The organism is Sphaerisporangium rubeum (genome assembly GCF_014207705.1).
Taxonomy (GTDB): domain Bacteria; phylum Actinomycetota; class Actinomycetes; order Streptosporangiales; family Streptosporangiaceae; genus Sphaerisporangium; species Sphaerisporangium rubeum.
Genome location: NZ_JACHIU010000001.1, coordinates 4,984,194 through 5,002,156, shown reverse-complemented (window position 1 = coordinate 5,002,156; position 17,963 = coordinate 4,984,194). Strand labels below are relative to the sequence as shown.

Here is a 17,963-nt window from a genome sequence, read left to right as displayed (position 1 = left end):
CGGCGGGTCAGCCGGGAAGGCGGCAGCCGTCGGTGGTCTTGCCGTTGTTGCAGTGGTTGAGCTGGAGTGCGTCGAGTTGGTAGGCGAAGGTCTGGCCGGAGGGGCTCATCACCGAGAGTTGTACGGTGGCGGCGTTGGTGGGTGCGATCGCCGAGACCGAGTATTCGGCCCAGCTCGTCGTGAGGCCGTAGAGCGAGCTGTCGCTGGTGGACAGCAAGGTGCCGGAGGAGTTGTACCAGGACAGGCGCAGTCTGACGTTCCCGGAGGTCGAGGTCGTCAGCCAGGCCCAGAACCTGTACCGCTGTCCCGCCGTCACCGCCGGCTTACGCGTGACCGACACGAAGCCGTTGGCGTGCGACTGGACGTTCATGGTGAGCGACCGCCGGCCGTCGTAGTACCGCGCCGAGGTGGCGGCGTCCGGTCCCGGCGGGGTGACCTGCATCCAGCCGCCGCCTGAGGCGGTGAAGCCGCTCGGCGTGGCGTACGGCGCGTCGGCCTCGATCGTGCGTTCCTGTGCCGTGAGCAGGTCGTTGCTGTAGCCGACGTCACAGCAGGTCGGCGTGGTGAAGTAGGGCCAGGCGGCCACGTTGACCTTGCGGGTGTCGGGATAGTTGCTCGTGTAGAAGGTCGCGCCGGTCTCGCTCGGGTCGTAGTAGGTGTTGAAGTTGTGGTCGAGCAGCCAGTCGTAGTACGGGTTCGACATCACGTCCGGGTAGCTGAGGACGTTCGGCGTCTCGGTGACCTTGGAGTGGTCCACGTAGTTCGGGTGGCCCAGGTGCAGCAGCTCGTGCAGCACGGTGCCGCTGGCCCAGCCGTCGGCCGTCGCCACACCGATGCTGTTCAGCGGATCGTAGTAGGCGTTCGCCGTGCCGTCGAAGTCCTCGAACACGACGTACCTGCGGTTGGAGGTGTCGTACCCGGCGGCGGCGAGGTCCGCCGTGATGACACCGACCGGGGTCTCGCCGCCGATCACGCCGTTCTCGATTTTCTCAGGCACCACGAGTGCCTGCGCGTACCCCGCGTACGTGCTGGTGTCGTACCCGGTGCGGCAACTCAGGTTGAGGTGCTGGTCGTAGTTGGTCGACTCGTCGAGCGACCAGTCCATCCTGTCCACGATCTTGGCGATGTTCTGCACGTGCGTGGCGTAGTTGTTGCCACCGCCGTCGTGCCAGGCGTAGATCACCTGGATCGCCGGGTTGCTCCCGGACGCGTTCGTCGGATCCGACAGTGTCGTCGCACAGCCCCGCTTGGGAACGTTCGCGTCCGTGGGCTGCGCGTACGGCCCGGTGGGTTCGGGGTCGTACGGCGGCGCGAACGCCGCGGCGGGACTCGCCGCGAGGACCACGGCGGCACCGGCCGCGACCAGCGCGGACACGAGGCGGTTGAGCTGCAGTGACAAGGGTGCTCCTCCCGTTGAACAACGGCCCGGTGTCGCTTCGCGGACACCGTTCGGCCGGATTTCTGGTGGCGCACCTAATTGGTACTTTGATCCGACGATTTTTTCGTTGACCATGCGCGCACTGTGCTTGCTCATCGGTGCACGGTTGCGGAGCGGAATTTCCGAGGCGCGGGTGGCCCGTCCGGCCGCGAGGAGCCGGACGGGCCGGTCGGCGGGTCAGCCGGGAAGGCGGCAGCCGTCGGTGGTCTTGCCGTTGTTGCAGTGGTTGAGCTGCAGAGCGTCGAGCCGGTAGGCGAAGGTCTGGCCGGACGGGCTCATCACCGACAGTTGTACGGAGGTCGCGTTGGCCGGTGCGATCGCCGAGACCGAGTACTCGGCCCAGCTCGACGTCAGACCGTAGAGCGAGCTGTCGCTGGTGGAGAGCAAGGTGCCGGAGGAGTTGTACCAGGACAGGCGCAGCCTGACGTTTCCGGATGTGGCCGTGGTCAGCCAGGCCCAGAACTTGTACCGCTGTCCGGCTGTCACCGCCGGCTTGCGTGTCACCGACACGAAGCCGTTGGCGTGCGACTGGACGTTCATGGTGAGCGACCGCCGGCCGTCGTAGTACCTGGCCGACGTGCTGGAGTCCGGTCCCGATGGGGTGACCTGCATCCACCCGCCACCGGACACACTGAAGCCCGACGGTGTCGCGCTCGGCGAGTCGGCCTCGATCGTGCGTTCCTGCGCGGTCAGCAGGTCGTTGCTGTAGCCGACGTCACAGCAGGTCGGCGTGGTGAAGTAGGGCCAGGCGGCCACGTTGACCTTGCGGGTGTCGGGATAGTTGCTCGTGTAGAAGGTCGCGCCGGTCTCGCTCGGGTCGTAGTAGGTGTTGAAGTTGTGGTCGAGCAGCCAGTCGTAGTACGGGTTCGACATCAGCTCCGGGTAGCTGAGGACGTTCGGCGTCTCGGTGACCTTGGAGTGGTCCACGTAGTTCGGGTGGCCCAGGTGCACCAACTCGTGCAGCATGCTGCCACTGGCCCAGCCGTCGACGGTCGCCGCGCCGAGGCCGCTCACAGGGTCGTAGGAGGCGGTCGCCGTGCCGTCGAAGTCCTCGAACACGATGTACCTGCGGTTGGAGGTGTCGTACCCGGCGGCGGTGAGATCGGCCGTGATGACACCGACCGGTGTCTCTCCGCCGATCACGCCGTTCTCGATTTTCTCAGGCACCACGAGTGCCTGCGCGTACCCCGCGTACGTGCTGGTGTCGTACCCGGTGCGGCAACTCAGGTTGAGGTGCTGGTCGTAGTTGGTCGACTCGTCGAGCGACCAGTCCATCCTGTCCACGATCTTGGCGATGTTCTGCACGTGCGTGGCGTAGTTGTTGCCGCCGCCGTCATGCCAGGCGTAGATCACCTGGATCGCCGGGATGCTTCCGGTCGTGACCTTCGGATTGGACAGTGTCGTCGTACAGCCCCGTTTGGGAACGCTCGCGTCCACCGGCTGCGCGTACGGCCCATAAGGTTCCGGATCGTACGGCGGTGCGAACGCCGCTGCCGGGCCTGCCGCGAGGACCACGGCGGCACCGGCCGCGACCAGCGCGGACACGAGGCGCTTGAGCTGCAGTGACAAGGGTGCTCCTCTTGTTGAACAACGGCCCGGTGCCGCTTCGCGGACAACCGTTCAGGCCGGGTTTCTGGTGGCGCACCTAATTCGTACTTCGGTTCGACGATTTCACGTTGACCTTGTGCGCACTGTGCTTGCTCATGGGTGCACGGTTGCGGAGCGGAACATCCCACGCGGATGCCGCCGGATCGCCTGACCGGCGCGCCGGGGCCTGTCCGGCCGGGAGGGCCGGACAGGCCGGTCGGCGGGTCAGCCGGGAAGGCGGCAGCCGTCGGTGGTCTTGCCGTTGTTGCAGTGGTTGAGCTGGAGCGCGTCCAGTTGGTAGGCGAAGGTCTGGCCCGACGGACTCATCACCGAGAGCTGTACGGAGGCCGCGTTCGCCGGCGCGACCGCGGAGACCGAGTACTCGGCCCAGCTCGACGTCAGCCCGTACAGCGAGCTGTCGCTGGTGGACAGCAGCGTGTTCGAGGAGTTGTACCAGGACAGGCGCAGCCTGATGTTGCCGGACGTCGAGGTGGTCAGCCAGGCCCAGAACTTGTACCGCTGTCCCGCCGTCACCGCCGGCTTACGGGTCACCGACACGAACCCGTCGGCGTGCGACTGGACGTTCATGGTGAGCGACCGCCGGCCGTCGTAGTACCGCGCCGATGTGGCCGCGTCCGGTCCCGGCGGCGTCACCTGCATCCACCCGCCGCCGGACGTGCCGAACCCCGACGGGTAGCCGTACGGCGCCTCGGCCTCGATCGTGCGTTCCTGCGCGGTCAGCAGGTCGTTGCTGTAGCCGACGTCACAGCAGGTCGGCGTGGTGAAGAACGGCCACGTCGCCACGTTGACCTTGCGGGTGTCGGAGTAGTTGTCGGTGTAGAAGGTCGCGGTGGTCTCGCTGGGGTCGTAGTAATTGTTGAAGTTGTGGTCGAGCTGCCAGTCGAAGGACGGATTCGACATCACGTCCGGGTAGCTGAGCACGTCCGGCGTCTCGGTGACCTTGGAGTGGTCCACGTAGTCCGCGTGTCCGAGGTGCAGCAACTCGTGCAACATGTTGCCGCCCCACCCGCCGGAGACGGCCACACCGATGCCGCTGCCGGTGCCGCCGTTGGCCAGGGTGTCGTACATCGCTTCCGCCGTCCCGTTGAAGTCCTCGAACACCAGATACCTGCGGTTCGGCACGTCGTACCCCGCCGCCGCGAGGTCCGCCGCGACGACGCCTGTCAACGTCTTCCCGCCGATCACCCCGTTCTCGATCTTCTCAGGCACCACGAGCGCCTGCGCGTACCCCGAGTACGTGCTGGTGTCGTACCCCGAGCGGCAACTGAAGTTGATGTGCTGGTCATAGTTGGTGGACTCGTCGAGAGCCCAGTCCATCCGGTCCACGATCTTGGCGATCTTCTCCACATGGGCCGCGTAGTTGTTCCCGCCGCCGTCATGCCAGGCGTAGATCACCTGGATCGCCGGGATGCTCCCGGTCGCGTTCGTCGGATCGGACAAGGTCGCCGCACACCCGCGCTTGGGAACGTCCACGTCCGCGGGCTGTGGGTACGGCCCCGTGGGCAGATCATCGTACGGCGGCGCGAACGCCGCGGCGGGACCCGTCGCGATCATGACGGCGGCCCCCGCGGCGGCCAGTACGGACACAAGGCGTCTGAACTTCAAGGACAACGGTGCTCCTCCCGTTGAACAACGGCCTGGTGCCGCTCTTCTCGCGTACACCGTTCCGGCCGGATTACGTGTGGTGGCGCACCTAATTCGTATTGCGACCCGGTGATCAGTCCTTGACCGTACGCGCACCGTCCTTGCCTGCCGGCGCACGCTCGCAGGCGAACGACGAGAGGATGTCCACGAGCACCGGCTCGTCCGCCGCCGTCCGCGACACCAGATGCGTGGCGAGCAGCGTGAATACGCTGCGCAGCCCGCCTGACGACATGTCACCGGCCTCGGTCGCCACGGCCAGTTCACGCAGTTCCATGCCGTCCACGCTGACGACGGCCTCCCGGATCGCGTGCAAGGGGAAGTCCTCGTCGGCCAGCGGCCCGGTGGCGCTGTCGGCCCCGGTGTCCCACAGCAGCCCCTCAGCGGCCTCGGCGAGCGTGACCTCTTGCGGCAGCCGCTCCCCGTACACCACGACACTCGGCCGGAAGCCGCCGTTCTCCGGTCCGAGGAACGCGATGAGCGCACCAGGGGGTTCGATCGCGGTCCATCGGTCCGGCAGTTCGATGCGGAAGGGACTGAGACCGGGGGAGGCGATGTTCGGCCATGGGACCGCGGTCCAGCCACGCTTCTCGCGGTCTCCGGCGCGGTCTCCGGCGCGGTCTTCGGCGCGGTCTTCGGTGTGGTCTTCGGTGGCGGCTTCGATGCCGGTGGAGACGTGCGTCGTGACGTTCACGGAAAGGCCCTCACGAGTTTCTTGGCGTTGTCGGCGACGCCGTCGCCGAGATCACGGGCCAGCTTGGCGACGTCGATCTCGGCGCCACCTGCGACCTTGGCGCCGAGGCCGGCCGCCAGGCCCGCCGCACCCTTGATCTTGAGCTTTCCGTCATGGAATTCGGCGTCGAAGTTACCCGCCAAACCGGCGCCGAGCCAGCCTTCAGGCTTGGCGACGGCTTTCACGGGCCCGAGTTCGACCTCTACAGGTACGCCTGTCCTCGCGCCTGCGAAGAGTTCACCGCCGGCAGCCAGCCGGCCACCCTTCTTGCCGAAGCTCAACTCGTTCGCGGTGGACGCCTCGGCCCCAAGGATCCTGGCGTCCAACGCGGCCTTGGCGCGGACAGGACCGGCTTTCACGTTCGCCTCAGGGTTGAGCCTCAACAGGTAGGCCGCCGTTCGTGCGTCGAACCGTGCCCCGGTCCGTTCACCGACCCGGCCCACGGTGGCGGTCACGTCGTACTCGCGGAATCCAAGAGCCCAGCCTTTCCCATCGCGTACGGCCCCTGACTTGTTGGCCCTGAAGTACAGCAGCGAGAGCATCGCCTCCCTGGGGGACGCTCCGTTCCGTTGTAACCGCCGGATCTCCTGCGGTGTGACCCCACGGCCACCCGCCTTGCGGCCGAGCGAGTTGGGATTCTTGACGGAACGCTCGTCCATCAGCCGCGGCCCGAGCAGCGTGGTCAGCGCCGCGGCCGTCGCGCCGGCCGACACACCGGGGGCCGCCGGCAGCGGGCCGAAGACCGTGCCGGTACGGCAGGCCACCGTCAGCTCACGGACGACCCTGCGCCTCTCCTGCTCGGCCTCCTCGTGCCGCCGCCGCGCTCGCCGCACCTCCTCGCGGGCCTGCTCGACGTCGCGCTCGGCCCGTGCCACCGCCGCCGGGTCCGCCACGTCATCCGGCCCGGACGTCCGCACCGTGGCGAGCGCGCGCTCGGCCTCGCCGAGCCGCTCCTCGGCACGCCGCAGTTCCCTGCGCGTCCGCTGTTCCTCCTGGATCGGCGCCACGGTCCTGCGCAAGGCGTCCGCGATCTCCTCGTGCGCGGTGCGGGCCGCGAGCACCCGCGCGCCGAGCCCGTCCAGCGTGCCCTGGAACCGGTCCGCGCAGGGCCCGGTGAACGCCGAAGGCCCGCCGAACAGGCCGCCGCGGACCGCCGCGATCGACCGGCCGGTCCCGTCCAGCGCGTACGCGCGAGCCCCGGCGTCGCCGGAGGCACGCCGCACCGCGTCAGGCATCCCCGCGTCCTCGTCCATGTGCCGTCACCCCCCTGCCAGCCGGAACGCGATCGCCGTCAGGCGTGCCTGCCGTGCGGTGACCGCCATGACCTGGCCGAGGTCGTGCAGATGCTCCGACCACCGGCTGCCGAACTCGTGGACGGCCGCGTCCGCGGCCCCGTCCCCCACCGACACGGCCGCTCCTCGCGTGACAGGCAGCCCGGCGGCCGCCTCCCCGAGCACGGCCGCGACATCACTGAGAACCGCGGGCTGTCCCGCGATCAGGTTCGCGCTCATGGCAGCGACCCTAGGAGCGCCGCGGCCCCGGCGAAATGGGAAGGGTTACCCATCGCGCGGGGACCGTGACGGACGTCAGCGACGGCGGAGTCGCGGTGACAGCCGGTGGCGCGGCGGCCGGAGCGCGGCCGACAACCTCCGGCCGCGAGGCAGGGTGCGGCGCAGGCGGTCGCGTACGGTGTCGGCGAGTTCCCAGGCGCGGTCCGCGTCGGCCGGGCCAGCCGGCGCGGGGCCGTACATCGTGTGGTCCACGATGCCGGCGAGGGCTCCGAGCGGCTCGGTGAGGGTCGGAAAGCCCGCCGACGCGCGGGTGCGGGCCTCGCCGGTGGTGGCCGAGGCGGGGACGCGAAGTCCCGCGTCGGCGAGACGTTCCATGGTGTCGCGCCAGGCTCCGGTGACACGCCGCACCGGGTCCCGCGCGCGGCGTCTGCGCACGCGGAGCGCCGGTTTCAGCAGCGGCACGCAAGCCAGCAGCGCCAGCAGCACGGCCACCATGAGCGTCAGCGGCACCGCCGGGGAGGACGTACCGGCGGGGCCGGTCGCCTTCCGGCCCTGACCGGGTGTGGACGGGTCGGCGTCCTTGTCCGACGCGGCCGAGGGCTCGGATTCGGACTCCTCGGCGGTCTCCCGCTCCGGTGTCTCGCCGTCCCGCGTGGGAGCCGGATGGAACGGCACCCACCCCGACTCGGCGAACCGCACCTCCACCCAGGCGTCGATCTGCTGACCCGTCACCGTCCGTCCGCCACCGGCCGCCGGCCGGCCGAGGGTGAACCCCACCACCACGCGGACGTCGTACCCGAGAGACCTCGCCATGGCCGCGAACGCCGACGCGTACTGCTCGGCCGTCCCGGCACGGGTCTCAAGGAGCCGCCGGATCTGGAAGATCCCGTGTCCGCCAGGAGCCTGCGGCCCCGACTCCGACCGGAACCTGCCGCCGGCGAAGTGACCGGCGAGGCGGCGCAGCGCGGCGAGGTCGTGCCGGTCCCCGGCGATCCCGCGCGCCTCGTCGGCGACCGCCGCGACGGCCCGGTCGGTCCCCGGCACGGTCACCGGCCGGTCCGCGGCGAGCGCGGCTGCGTCCACCACGGGGACCGAGCCCCGCACGGTGTACTCGCCAGGCGGGGGCCGGTCGTCAGGCAGCGCCACGTCACCGGTGCCGGGGTCCACCCCGAGTCCCGGCACCGAGACCTCCACCGGCCGTCCCGCGCTCACCACCATGCCGACCGGCCCGGCCTCGACGAGCCGCACCCGCGTGTCCACCGTCCGCGCGTCCGTGCCGCCGTCCGGAGCGCCGGGAAGACGCGTGCCGGCCCGCCAGAACGTCGCGTCACTGGTCCAGTACGTCCCGTCGAACCGCGCCAGCGTCGCGTACCGCAGCCGTTCCCGTCCGGTCGTCGTCACCCGCAGCCGCACCGGCAGCTTGCCGCTGCGGATGGCCGGGAACTGCGACAACGGGCTGACCCCCTGCCGGGGCCGCACGGCCTGCGGCACCAGCTCACGCGCGTCCGCCGGTTCCGCGCGACCCGGCAACACGGCCACCAGCGCCGGCCCGAGCAGTCCGGCCGCCACCCCGGCCCCGACCAACGGCACCGCCACCACGGCCCGCAGGACTCCACCCGCCGGCCGGGCCCGCAGCGCGAGAAGCGCGGCACACACGGCCGCCAGCGCCGGCGCGAGCCATCCGGCCGTTCCTGCGGACCCCGCCACCGCCAGCCCGGCGGCGACCCCCGCCACCGGCACGGCCATGGCCCATACCGCGCTTTTGCCGCGCAGCACCGACTCCGCCGCCGCGAGCGCCGCCGCTCCGCTCACGAAGGCCACCGTCGCGAGCTCCGCGCCGGAGGGGTCGAGCGGCGGCACCGACGTCACCAGCAGCCGAGGTCCTTCGAAGGCCCGCGAAGGCAGCACCAGCGCGACGTACGCCACAAGTCCCGCGAGCCCCAGCGTGAGCCGCGTGACCGGCGCGAGCCGTGGCACGGCCCCGGCCACCAGGCAGATCACTCCGGCCACCACCGCGGCCCCCGCGACGGGAAGCACGTACCGCGCGTCACCGAGCGCCTCACCCGGCGTGCGTCCGAACACCCCCGCGAACGCGACCATGGGTGCCAGCCCGAGCGACGTCGCCAGCGCGACACCGACGACCCGGCCCCCGCCTGCTCCGCCGTTCTTCCCCCCGCCTGTCTCCGCGTTCACCATGTTCACCGCGTTCACCGCGTTCACTGCGTTCACCATGTGTCCCCGGCACGCCTCATCGTCCGCCACCGCCGAACCGGCCGAGCGCGGACACGGCCGTGCGTGCGGACGTGGCGCTGATCACGGTCAGGCCGGCGCCGTCCCGCACCGTGGTGGACGTCTCGTCCGGGGCCAGCCGTACCAGCACGGCGCGGCCGGACGACCGCCGTCCCGACGCGAGCAGCGGCGGCACCTCCGGATCGGTCCCGGTGATCAGGATCAACGCTCCACTCGGCCCGGTGCCGCGCACCAGGGACCGCAGCGACGCGACGCCGGAGTCGGCCTGCTCCGCCAGGGTGAGCCGGTCCACGGGGCCGCGCGCGCCGGCGCGGAGCGCGGCGGCGGGATCTTCGCCGAGTATGTGCAGCGTGACGGCTCCGTCGCCGGGACCTGCGGCGGTCATCACCGACGCGGCGACCTCGACGGCGTCCTCGAAGGCGGCAGGGGACAACGCGGCCGTCCGGGTGTCGAGGACGACGGCGGCGCCGGGGCCGGTGCCTTCGACCGGCCTGCGGACGACCAGTTGGCCGGTGCGCGCCGTGGACGGCCAGTGGATGCGGCGCGGGTCGTCACCGGCGCGGTACTCGCGCAGCCCGTCGTACGCGCTCGCGCTCTCGGCGGCGCGGTCGCGCCGGATCTCCTGCCCGGGGGCCAGGCCGGCCGGTGGCGCGGCCAAGGGGTGGACGCGGGGCCGCACCCACAGGACGGTGGCGGGGGCCAGGTGGTCGGTGCGGCGGGCCAGGCCGAGGGGGTCGCGCCGGTCGAGGGTCAGCGGGCCGACCGTCACCAGGCCGCGGCGCGGAGTGGGGATGGCGTACTCGACGCGCGCCTCGGCGCCGGGTGCGAGCGGTGGGACGAGCACGCCGGAGCGCGCGCCGCCGCCGGACATCGTGGGGCCGCTGCCGGGTGCGGTGGCGCGGCGGTCATCCGCGGCGGCGTGGCCGTCGGACGCGGCGGCGTGGCCGTCGGACGCGGTGGCGCGGCCGTCGGACGCGGTGGCGCGGCCGGTGGACAGCCTGCCGGTGTTCCGCACGACGAGGTGTCCGGTGGCGCCGGTGTCCACGGTCACCCGTCCCGGTGTCACCGTGCGGCTCCCCTCCAGCCGTACCGGAGGAGACACCAGCAGCACGGCGCCGAGCACGAGCGTGAGCGCGCACGCGCCGAGCCCCGCCAGTGCCGGGTAGCCGGTCGCCGAGCCCGACGCCACGAGGACGACGCCGGCGATGGCCGCAGCGACGCCGGAACCGGTGAGCCGAGGCCCACGCGGCGAGGGAAGGGTCGCCGGACGGCGGCGGGGACCGGAGCCGGAACCGGTGAGCTGTGGCTCGCGCGGCGGGGGAGCGGTCATCGCAGAGCGGCGGGGACCGGCGCGGGGACGGTGACGAGCAGGTCGCTCAGGATGCCGGCGGAGGTCTGGCCCTCGATCTCGGCCTGGGGGTCGAGCAGGAGGCGGTGCGCGGCCACCGGCTCGGCGACGGCCCGGACGTCGTCGGGGGTGACGAAACCGCGGCCCTCACCGGCGGCCCACGCCTGCGCGGCGCGGACCATGGCGAGGCTGCCGCGAGGGCTCAGGCCGAGACGCAGGCCGGGGTGGCTGCGGGTCGCTTCGGCGAGGCGGGCCACGTACTCGGCGACGGCGTCCCCGACGTGGATCCGTGAGACGTACTCGATCATCCAGCGGACCTGCTCCACCTTGGCCACCGGCCGCAGCGCCGGCGCGCCTCCCGCGCGGGCCCGGCCGAGCAGGACGTCGCGTTCGGCCGTGACGTCGGGGTAGCCGACCGCGATGCGCAGCAGGAACCGGTCGAGCTGCGCCTCAGGCAGCCGGTAGGTGCCTTCCAGGTCCACGGGGTTCTGCGTGGCGACGACGAGGAACGGCGACGGCACCAGGTGGCTGCGGCCCTCGACCGTGACCTGCCGCTCCTCCATGACCTCGAGCAGCGCGGACTGCGTCTTCGGCGACGCGCGGTTGATCTCGTCGGCGAGCACGATGTGCGCGAACACCGGGCCGGGCCGGAACTCGAACGTGCTCTGCCGCTGGTCGTACACCATGGTGCCGGTGATGTCGGACGGCAGCAGGTCGGGGGTGAACTGGATGCGGTGCCAGCTCGCGTCCACCGACGCCGCGATCGCCTTGGCCAGCGTCGTCTTGCCGACACCGGGGACGTCCTCCACCAGCAGGTGGCCCCCGGCGAACAGGCAGGTCAGCGCCAGCCGTACGGCGAGCGGTTTGCCGGTGAGCGCCTGCTCGACGTTGGCGCGCAGCGCGGTGAACCCGGCGGCGAAGTACGACGCCGCGTCGACGGAGGTCTCCGTCGTCTCGCTCGACATGTGGCCTCCGAAGCTCACTGTTGCCGTGCCGCGCGTCCGTCGGCGGCACGGCACACGGGTTTCTGATCGGCCGGCACGGGACCGGCCGAGTCGACGAGCACCATGACGCGGTAGCAGTACCTGGTGCGGCTGTCGAGCTTGTGGACGAGGTACGGCGGCGCGTCACCGGCGGACGGATCGGCGATCTTGAGGTTCCCCCGGAACACCACGTACTTGACGAACCCCGGCGCCGACGACGCGTCCGCGAAGTCGATCTTGATGGTGCCGCGCTCGGGACTGGTGAGCACCAGCGGCACCGAGTACAACTGCAGGGCCGGCCCCGGTGACGCGGTCGCGGCGGGCGGCGTCGCCGACGGGGACGACGTCCCGTACCAGATCCCCGCGCCGGTCGCCGCGACCAGCAGCCCGAGCGCACCGAGCACCGGCCACAGCAGGCGCCGTCGCGGCGCGGAAGGCTTCGCGGGTGCCTCGGGGACGAGCACGGTCGCACCGCTCGTCGCGAGCACCTCGGGGAGCACGTTCCCCGTTGCGGCCGATCCGGTGGCGGCCGGTCCCGCATTAGCAGGTCCGGTGGTGGCCGGTCCGTTATGAGCCGGTCCTGTAGTAGTCCGTCCAGCGGTGGCCGGTCCTGTGAAGGCCGATCCCGGAGCGGCCGGTGGGGACCCGGTAGCGTGCGGCGCGGAGGAGCGCGCCGGGGAGGCCTGGTCGGGGGACGGGGTGACGGAGGGTGGGATCGGGGGTGGCGCGCCGGGAGGCAGCGCGCCGGTGCGGCCACGTAATCGGGTGAGGTCGCCGGCCAAGGGCTCCGCCTGCGGCCGGTCCTGCGGTCGTTTGGCGAGGCACGCCGACAGCACACGCCAGACCTCGTCGTTGACGCCGCCGGGCCGGGCCGGCTCGTCCTCCAGGTGGGCCCGAAGCAGCGCCATCGGGGTGTCCCCGGTGAAGGGCCGCCGGCCGGCGAGCAGCTCGTACGCCATGACGCCGAGCGCGTACACGTCCACGGCGGTCCCGGCGGGACGGCCCTGCGCCAGTTCGGGGGCCAGGTAGGCGGGGGTGCCGACGAGCTGGGAGACCCGGGTGAGCACCTGGCCGTCGGCCACCAGCGCCACCCCGAAGTCGGTGAGACGGGCCCACGGCTCGCCGCCGCGCCATGTCACCAGCACGTTCTCCGGCTTCAGGTCGCGGTGCACGATGCCGGCCGCGTGAACCGCCGCGAGCGCCGACGCGACCTGGCCGAGCAGCGTCATGCCCCGGTCGGCGTCGAACGCGTCCCGCGCCATCGCGTCGCGCAGCGTCTCCCCGGTCACCAGCTCCATGACGATGGCGTGCGTGTCCCCTTCGACCACCAGGTCGTGCACCGGCACCAGATGGGGATGGTCGAGGGACCGCAGCGCCATACGTTCGCGCAGGAACCGCGCGACCGCCTCACGGTCGGCGGCGTACTCCTCGCGAAGCACCTTGATCGCGACAGGGTGCTCGTCGGCGATCCTGCGTCCTTCGTAGACCCGGCCGTTGGAGCCCTGGCCGATGAGCCGCTCCAGCCGGTAGCCGCGGCCGAGGGGGACCGGCGCGGCACCGGGGTCCGGCCCACGTGCCCCTCCCGGGGGAAGGGTCGGTAACGCGGCGGGGTCGCTGTTCAAGGCAGTGGTCTCCACACGTGGGCCGGGGTCCGTGAGCGGTGAGGCAGTGGTCTCCGCACGTGGGCCGGGGTCCGTGAGCGGTGAACCAGCGGTCTCCGCGCGAGGGCCGCGATCCACGAGCGGTGAGCCAGCGGTCTCCGCACGAGGGCCGCGATCCACGAGCGGTGAGGCAGTGGTGTCCGCGCGAGGGCCGCGGTGCGGCACGTAGCGTGCTCCTGGCGGCACTGCGGTCGTACTATAACCACTCACAGTGGTCATACACCGACTCATCCGTGAATTTCCTCATCACAGAGCGGCACCTGCACCGTCATCCGGCCGCCAGGGGTGACCAACAGCCCTCGTCCCGGCGGCAGCCCTCCACGGGTCGACGACGGCAGCTTCAGGTCGAACAGGTCGCCGTCGGCCGAGGACGACGGGGTGAGCAGCAACCCGGTCCGCGCGCGCCGCACCGCCGACAGCCAGCCACGGTACCGCTGCATCTGCAGATCCTCGGTCGTCCCCGCCGCCACCAGCACATGACCCCGGTCCCGCGCCGTCCGCGCGAGGTCCTCAAGCACCGTCGCGCACGGTCCGTCGGCGAGCAGCTCGGCGTCGTCCACCAGCACCGCGCACGGCCCCTCCTGCGCGTGGAGCGCCACCCGCAACGCCTCGGCGTCCCCGCCGTCCAGCACCGCCGCCACCCCGTGGGCCGTACGCAGCGGGGACTGCCGGGGACAGACCGCGATCACGGGAAGCCTCATGGCCGCGCCGGACGATCCCGCCGCCGGGCCGGCCGCGCTGTGGGGTCCCGCTCCGGCGTTGGCCGTGCCATATGCTCCCGCCGCCGTTCCGGCCGTGCCAAGCGGTCCCGCCGCCGCGTCGGCCACGCCATGGGGTCCCACTGTCACGCCGGGTCGGCCGGTCGTGGTCAGTGACCTGGCCACGGCGAGCAGTGCGCCGCTGCGGCCCGAGCGGGCCGGTCCCGCGACGAGGAACACGTGGCCGAGCCCGGCCAGGTCGAGGTCGACCGGCCCGAGCCGGTCTCCCCCCACCCCGATCGTGCACACAGTGGGCTCCGGCGGCGCGGGGGTCCTCCTGAGCCGTCCGGCCTCCGCGGCGGTGATCCGGGACGGCAGCGGGTCCACCGGGTGCGGCAGCCGGTCCTCCGGGACGCCGTCCCAGCGGCGCCGGCACTTCTGCGCGAAGCGTTCCACCGCGGCGACCTGGGCCGCGCCTTCGGGGTCGGCGTCGAGCATCGCGATCTGCGTCTCCACCATGGAGGGGACGGCGATGGCCCGGCCAGGTGGCATCGCGCGCGGCGCCTCACGCGGGTTGATCCCGTACGCGGCGAGGTCGTCGCGGTCGGCGTGCCGCAGCACCAGGCGGGCCGCCGTCGCGCCGGCGAGCCGCTGCGTGAAACCGGACCGGTCGGTGGAGATCACCGTGACCACCCCGGCGGCCGGTCCGCGGCGCAGCAGCCCGTCGAGCGCGTCGACGAGCCGGCCGCCGTCCAGGTCGGCGTACCGCGCGACGAACGTCTCGTAGCCGTCGAGCATCAGCACCAGGTACGGCAGCGCGTCGCCGCCGCACGCCGCGCGCTGCTCGGCCGGTGAGGCGTACCCGCCGGCCGACAGCAGGCGCTGCCGCCGGTCGACCTCCGAGTTCAGCAGCGCGAGGACCCGCGCGGTGCGGTCGGCGTCGTCGCCGTCCACGTGCGCGCCGCAGTGCGGCAGCGCCGCCAGCGGAGCCAGGGCCCGGTTTCCCTGATCGAGCAGGTACAGGTGCGCGTCGGCCGGCCCGTGCCGCCGGGCCAGCTCGACGGCGAGGGTGCGCAGCACGGTGGACCGGCCGCTGCGTGCCATCCCGGCGACCAGCAGCGGCCCGGTCCGTTCCAGGTCCAGCAGGAAGGGCCGCTGCGCCTGCTCGCCGGGATGGTCGCCGAGCCCGAGCGGCACGGCGAACGGCGCGCGGCCGCCGTCCCCGAGGTTCAGGCCGGTGTTCCCGGTGTCCAGGCCGCCGTCCCCTGCGTCCAGGTCGTCCACGGTCACCAGCTCAGGCAGCGGCGGCAGCCACGGGCTAGGCGCCGTGCGGGCCCCGCCGCGCGTCGCGGCGTCGCGTACGGCCGCGACGAGCACCCCGAGGTCGGTCTCCCGGTCCTGTCCGGCCGGCGGCGGCGCGGTCACCGGTGCCGCCGACCCCGCCTCGGCGACGGTACGCCGGGTCACGGTGACCTGCTCGGCGGCGCCGGTCCCCGGCAGCTCGCGCGGCCGTCCGGCGCGGGCCACCTGGAGCAGGGTGAGGTCGGAGTGGCCGGCGCGCAGGTACGCGCGGCCGGGGACGTGGCGCGACAGCCGGGCCGCGTCGGGGACGTCGATGACGTCGCCGCTGTCGGAGGCGCTGGTGACGCGCAGGCAGATCCGCAGGTTCAGGTTGGCCCGCAGCTCGGCGTTCACGACGCCGGCCGGCCGCTGCGTGGCGAGCACGACGTGCACGCCGAGGCTGCGGCCTCGCATCCCGATGCCGACGACCCCGGTGACGAACTCCGGGACCTCCTCCACCAGGGACGCGAACTCGTCGATGACGATCACCAGGCGCGGCAGCGCGCGTCCCGCCGCGAGGTAGTCCTCGATGTCCTTGGCGCCGGCCTCGGCGAACAGCCGTTCGCGCCGCTTCAGCTCGGCGTCGAGCGACGCGAGCGCGCGGGACACCAGGTGACCGTCCAGGTCGGTGACCATGCCGGCGCAGTGCGGCAGGTCACGGCACTCGGCGAACGCGCTGCCGCCTTTGTAGTCCACCAGGACCATCGACAGCGCCTCGGGGGTGTTGCCGAGCGCCAGCCCCGCGACGAGGGTCTGCAGCAGTTCGGACTTCCCCGCGCCGCTGGTCCCTGCGATCAGCGCGTGCGGCCCGTCGCGCCGCAGGTCCACCGTGACCGGCCCTTCGGCCCCGACGCCGAGCGTCACCGCCGTGCTCGGGCCGCCGGCGGCCCACCGCCGCGTGATCTCCTCCGGAGTGGGGGTGGCGCCGAGCCCGGCGAGTTCCAGGAAGCCGACGGACGCGGGAAGCTCGGCGCCGCCGCCGGACCGGCCGCCGAGCACCCGTATCGGGGCCATGGCGTGGCCGAGGCGCAGCGCGTCCCCGGCGGGGAGCCGGTCGAGCAGCACCGACTCGGTGAGCGACCCGTCGGGCCTGCGCACCCGGGCCCTGGTGCCGGACGCGCTGGTGACGACGACGGTGGCGCGGCACTCGTCGGGGAGACTGGTCTCGTCGTCGTCCAGGCAGATCGCGTACACCCCCGCCTCCGGCCCCTCGGCGAGCAGCTCGGCGAGCCCCGGCAGCTCACGCAGCCGCCGCGCGCGGTCGGCCACCACGACGAGACGCCGTCCGCTCGGCCCGCCGGCGCGCAGCGTGGCGCGGCGCTCGGCACGCCGTTCCGCGACAAGTGACCCGAGCTCGGCGAGCCGCGCGCCGGCCTGCCGCGCGTCGGTGGCGACCATGCGCCGGCAGGCGAAGTCGGGGGAGTGCGGCAGCGAATGCGGCAGCCACGTGACCCATTCCCAGTCCGCCGCCTCCTCGGCGCCGGTCAGCACCACGAGCCCGGCGTCGTGCGGCCCGTGCAGCACCGCCAGGTGCGCCAGCACGGCCCGCGCCGTGGCGAGCACCGCCTCGCGCGGCCCGGCGACGCCGAGCACCCCGGCGGCGGCCAGGTCGATCGCGACCGGCGCGTGGTGCACCACGGGACGCTCCGGCGGCTCCTCGGTCCCCGGTCCGGTGAACGCCGCCTCGACCGGCGTGGCGGCGAGCCCCACCCGCAGCCGCAGGAAGTCCTCGTCGTGCGGCCGGCGCTCGAACAGCCGCCGGGTCGGCCCTGTCGCGACGCGCAGCAGCCGCGCCGGGTCGGGAAGCGCGTCGCGTCCCGTCCGTCCCTGTTCGCCGGCCGCGGCGGCGAGGGCCTCCTCCAGCAGCGCACGCCTGCGTTCGTACTCCTTGACCGCCTCGCGGTGCTCACGCCGTCCTCCCCGCCGGTCGGAGACGACGTTGGCGAGCATCAGGACCGGCGACAGCGCCAGGAAGATCAGGAAGTACCCCGCGCCGGGGAACAGCGCGTAGGCCGCCGCCGCGAGGACCAGCGGCAGCACGATCGCCACCACGGGGAAGCGCACCCTGCGGGGCTCGTCCGGCCGGCGCGGCACCGTGAACACCGGTGCGGGCCGGGTCAGCGGTATGCGCGGCGGCCGGTTGAACAGCAGCACGTCCCCCGCGGCCTCGACCGGCGCGTCCGCGGGGTCGCTCTCCCGCACCGCCAGCACGGTCTCCCCGGCCCCGAACACCTCCCCCGGCGCCACGACGGCGCTGCCGTCGAGCCGCACCCCCTGCCACGCCACCCCGTTGCGCGAGCCCGCGTCGCTCAGCTCCGCGTCACCGTCCGGTGTGAGCAGCAGCGTCGCATGCGTACGGCTCACCTCGGGGTCGGCCAGCGTGAGCCCTCCTGCGGCTCTTCCCACCGTCAGCGCCGTCCCCGCCACCAGCGGGGCCGACGCCGCGCCGCCGGCGCCACCGGCGACCGCCACCTCCAGCCCCGGGGACGGGCTCGCCGTCCCGGCGGGGCTCACGGGGTGGGACGCGAACTCCAGGCGGGCCCCCGCCGGCAGCCGGAGTTCCGCGAGCGGCCTGTCCTGCGGCACCGCGTGGCCGTCCAGCCACAGCGGGACGCCGGAGCAGGGAGGCAGGCCGGCCGCCGGCAGCGCGCGGACGAGGTCGGCCACGGTGGCGCCGGGCCCGGCCCGCAGCACGACGGCCGTCTCCCGGCCATCCGTCACGACCCGCATCTCGCGCTCCACCGCCGGTCC

The 17,963-nt window shown here is 73.1% G+C and carries 11 protein-coding genes; all 11 read right to left on the bottom strand.

The features are described 5' to 3' along the window. Positions 1-7: 7 nt before the first annotated feature. The 11 genes from BJ992_RS21380 to BJ992_RS21330 all read right to left on the bottom strand — a co-directional run bounded on the left by BJ992_RS21380 (position 8) and on the right by BJ992_RS21330 (position 17,942). Positions 8-1,399 carry a hypothetical protein gene (locus tag BJ992_RS21380; protein WP_184983743.1) on the bottom strand — a complete coding sequence of 464 codons (1,392 nt, stop codon included), beginning with the start codon at positions 1,397-1,399 and terminating at the stop codon, positions 8-10. Positions 1,400-1,615: 216 nt separating this feature from the next. Next, the gene (locus BJ992_RS21375; RefSeq protein ID WP_184983741.1) at positions 1,616-3,007 is read right to left on the bottom strand and encodes a hypothetical protein; all 1,392 of its coding nucleotides are present in this window, start codon (positions 3,005-3,007) and stop codon (positions 1,616-1,618) included. Positions 3,008-3,250: 243 nt separating this feature from the next. Continuing rightward, on the bottom strand, positions 3,251-4,651 hold the full coding sequence (locus BJ992_RS21370) for a hypothetical protein (RefSeq protein ID WP_184983738.1): 1,401 nt from the start codon (positions 4,649-4,651) through the stop codon (positions 3,251-3,253). A gap of 112 nt (positions 4,652-4,763) precedes the next feature. Further along, positions 4,764-5,381, bottom strand: a complete 618-nt coding sequence (locus BJ992_RS21365) for a hypothetical protein (protein WP_184983737.1) — start codon at positions 5,379-5,381, stop codon at positions 4,764-4,766. Further along, a complete protein-coding gene (locus BJ992_RS21360) occupies positions 5,378-6,673 on the bottom strand; it encodes a hypothetical protein (protein WP_184983735.1) in 1,296 nt (431 codons plus the stop codon). The genes BJ992_RS21365 and BJ992_RS21360 overlap by 4 nt, the downstream gene beginning before the upstream one ends. A gap of 6 nt (positions 6,674-6,679) precedes the next feature. Further along, positions 6,680-6,931: a hypothetical protein gene (locus BJ992_RS21355; protein WP_184983733.1), complete on the bottom strand. Its 252-nt coding sequence runs from the start codon at positions 6,929-6,931 to the stop codon at positions 6,680-6,682. A gap of 75 nt (positions 6,932-7,006) precedes the next feature. Next, the gene (locus BJ992_RS21350) at positions 7,007-9,151 is read right to left on the bottom strand and encodes a transglutaminaseTgpA domain-containing protein (protein ID WP_184983730.1); all 2,145 of its coding nucleotides are present in this window, start codon (positions 9,149-9,151) and stop codon (positions 7,007-7,009) included. 28 nt (positions 9,152-9,179) lie between these two features. Then, positions 9,180-10,511, bottom strand: coding sequence for a DUF58 domain-containing protein (locus BJ992_RS21345; RefSeq protein ID WP_184983728.1), 1,332 nt, complete (start codon positions 10,509-10,511; stop codon positions 9,180-9,182). Continuing rightward, positions 10,508-11,494, bottom strand: coding sequence for an AAA family ATPase (locus BJ992_RS21340; RefSeq protein WP_184983726.1), 987 nt, complete (start codon positions 11,492-11,494; stop codon positions 10,508-10,510). Before BJ992_RS21340 ends, BJ992_RS21345 begins: the two co-directional genes overlap by 4 nt. Before the next feature lie 14 nt (positions 11,495-11,508). After that, positions 11,509-13,134, bottom strand: a complete 1,626-nt coding sequence (locus BJ992_RS21335; RefSeq protein WP_184983724.1) for a serine/threonine-protein kinase — start codon at positions 13,132-13,134, stop codon at positions 11,509-11,511. Positions 13,135-13,400: 266 nt separating this feature from the next. Beyond that, complete coding sequence (locus tag BJ992_RS21330) at positions 13,401-17,942, bottom strand: type VII secretion EssC family protein (RefSeq protein WP_184983722.1); 4,542 nt, start codon at positions 17,940-17,942, stop codon at positions 13,401-13,403. Between the last annotated feature and the right edge of the window lie 21 nt (positions 17,943-17,963).

Excerpts from the sequence above, each read along its gene's own strand:
- BJ992_RS21340 (WP_184983726.1), bottom strand. The coding sequence starts at position 11,494 with ATGTCGAGCGAGACGACGGAGACCTCCGTCGACGCGGCGTCGTACTTC.
- BJ992_RS21360 (WP_184983735.1), bottom strand. The coding sequence starts at position 6,673 with ATGGACGAGGACGCGGGGATGCCTGACGCGGTGCGGCGTGCCTCCGGC.
- BJ992_RS21330 (WP_184983722.1), bottom strand. The coding sequence starts at position 17,942 with ATGCGGGTCGTGACGGATGGCCGGGAGACGGCCGTCGTGCTGCGGGCC.
- BJ992_RS21345 (WP_184983728.1), bottom strand. The coding sequence starts at position 10,511 with ATGACCGCTCCCCCGCCGCGCGAGCCACAGCTCACCGGTTCCGGCTCC.
- BJ992_RS21355 (WP_184983733.1), bottom strand. The coding sequence starts at position 6,931 with ATGAGCGCGAACCTGATCGCGGGACAGCCCGCGGTTCTCAGTGATGTC.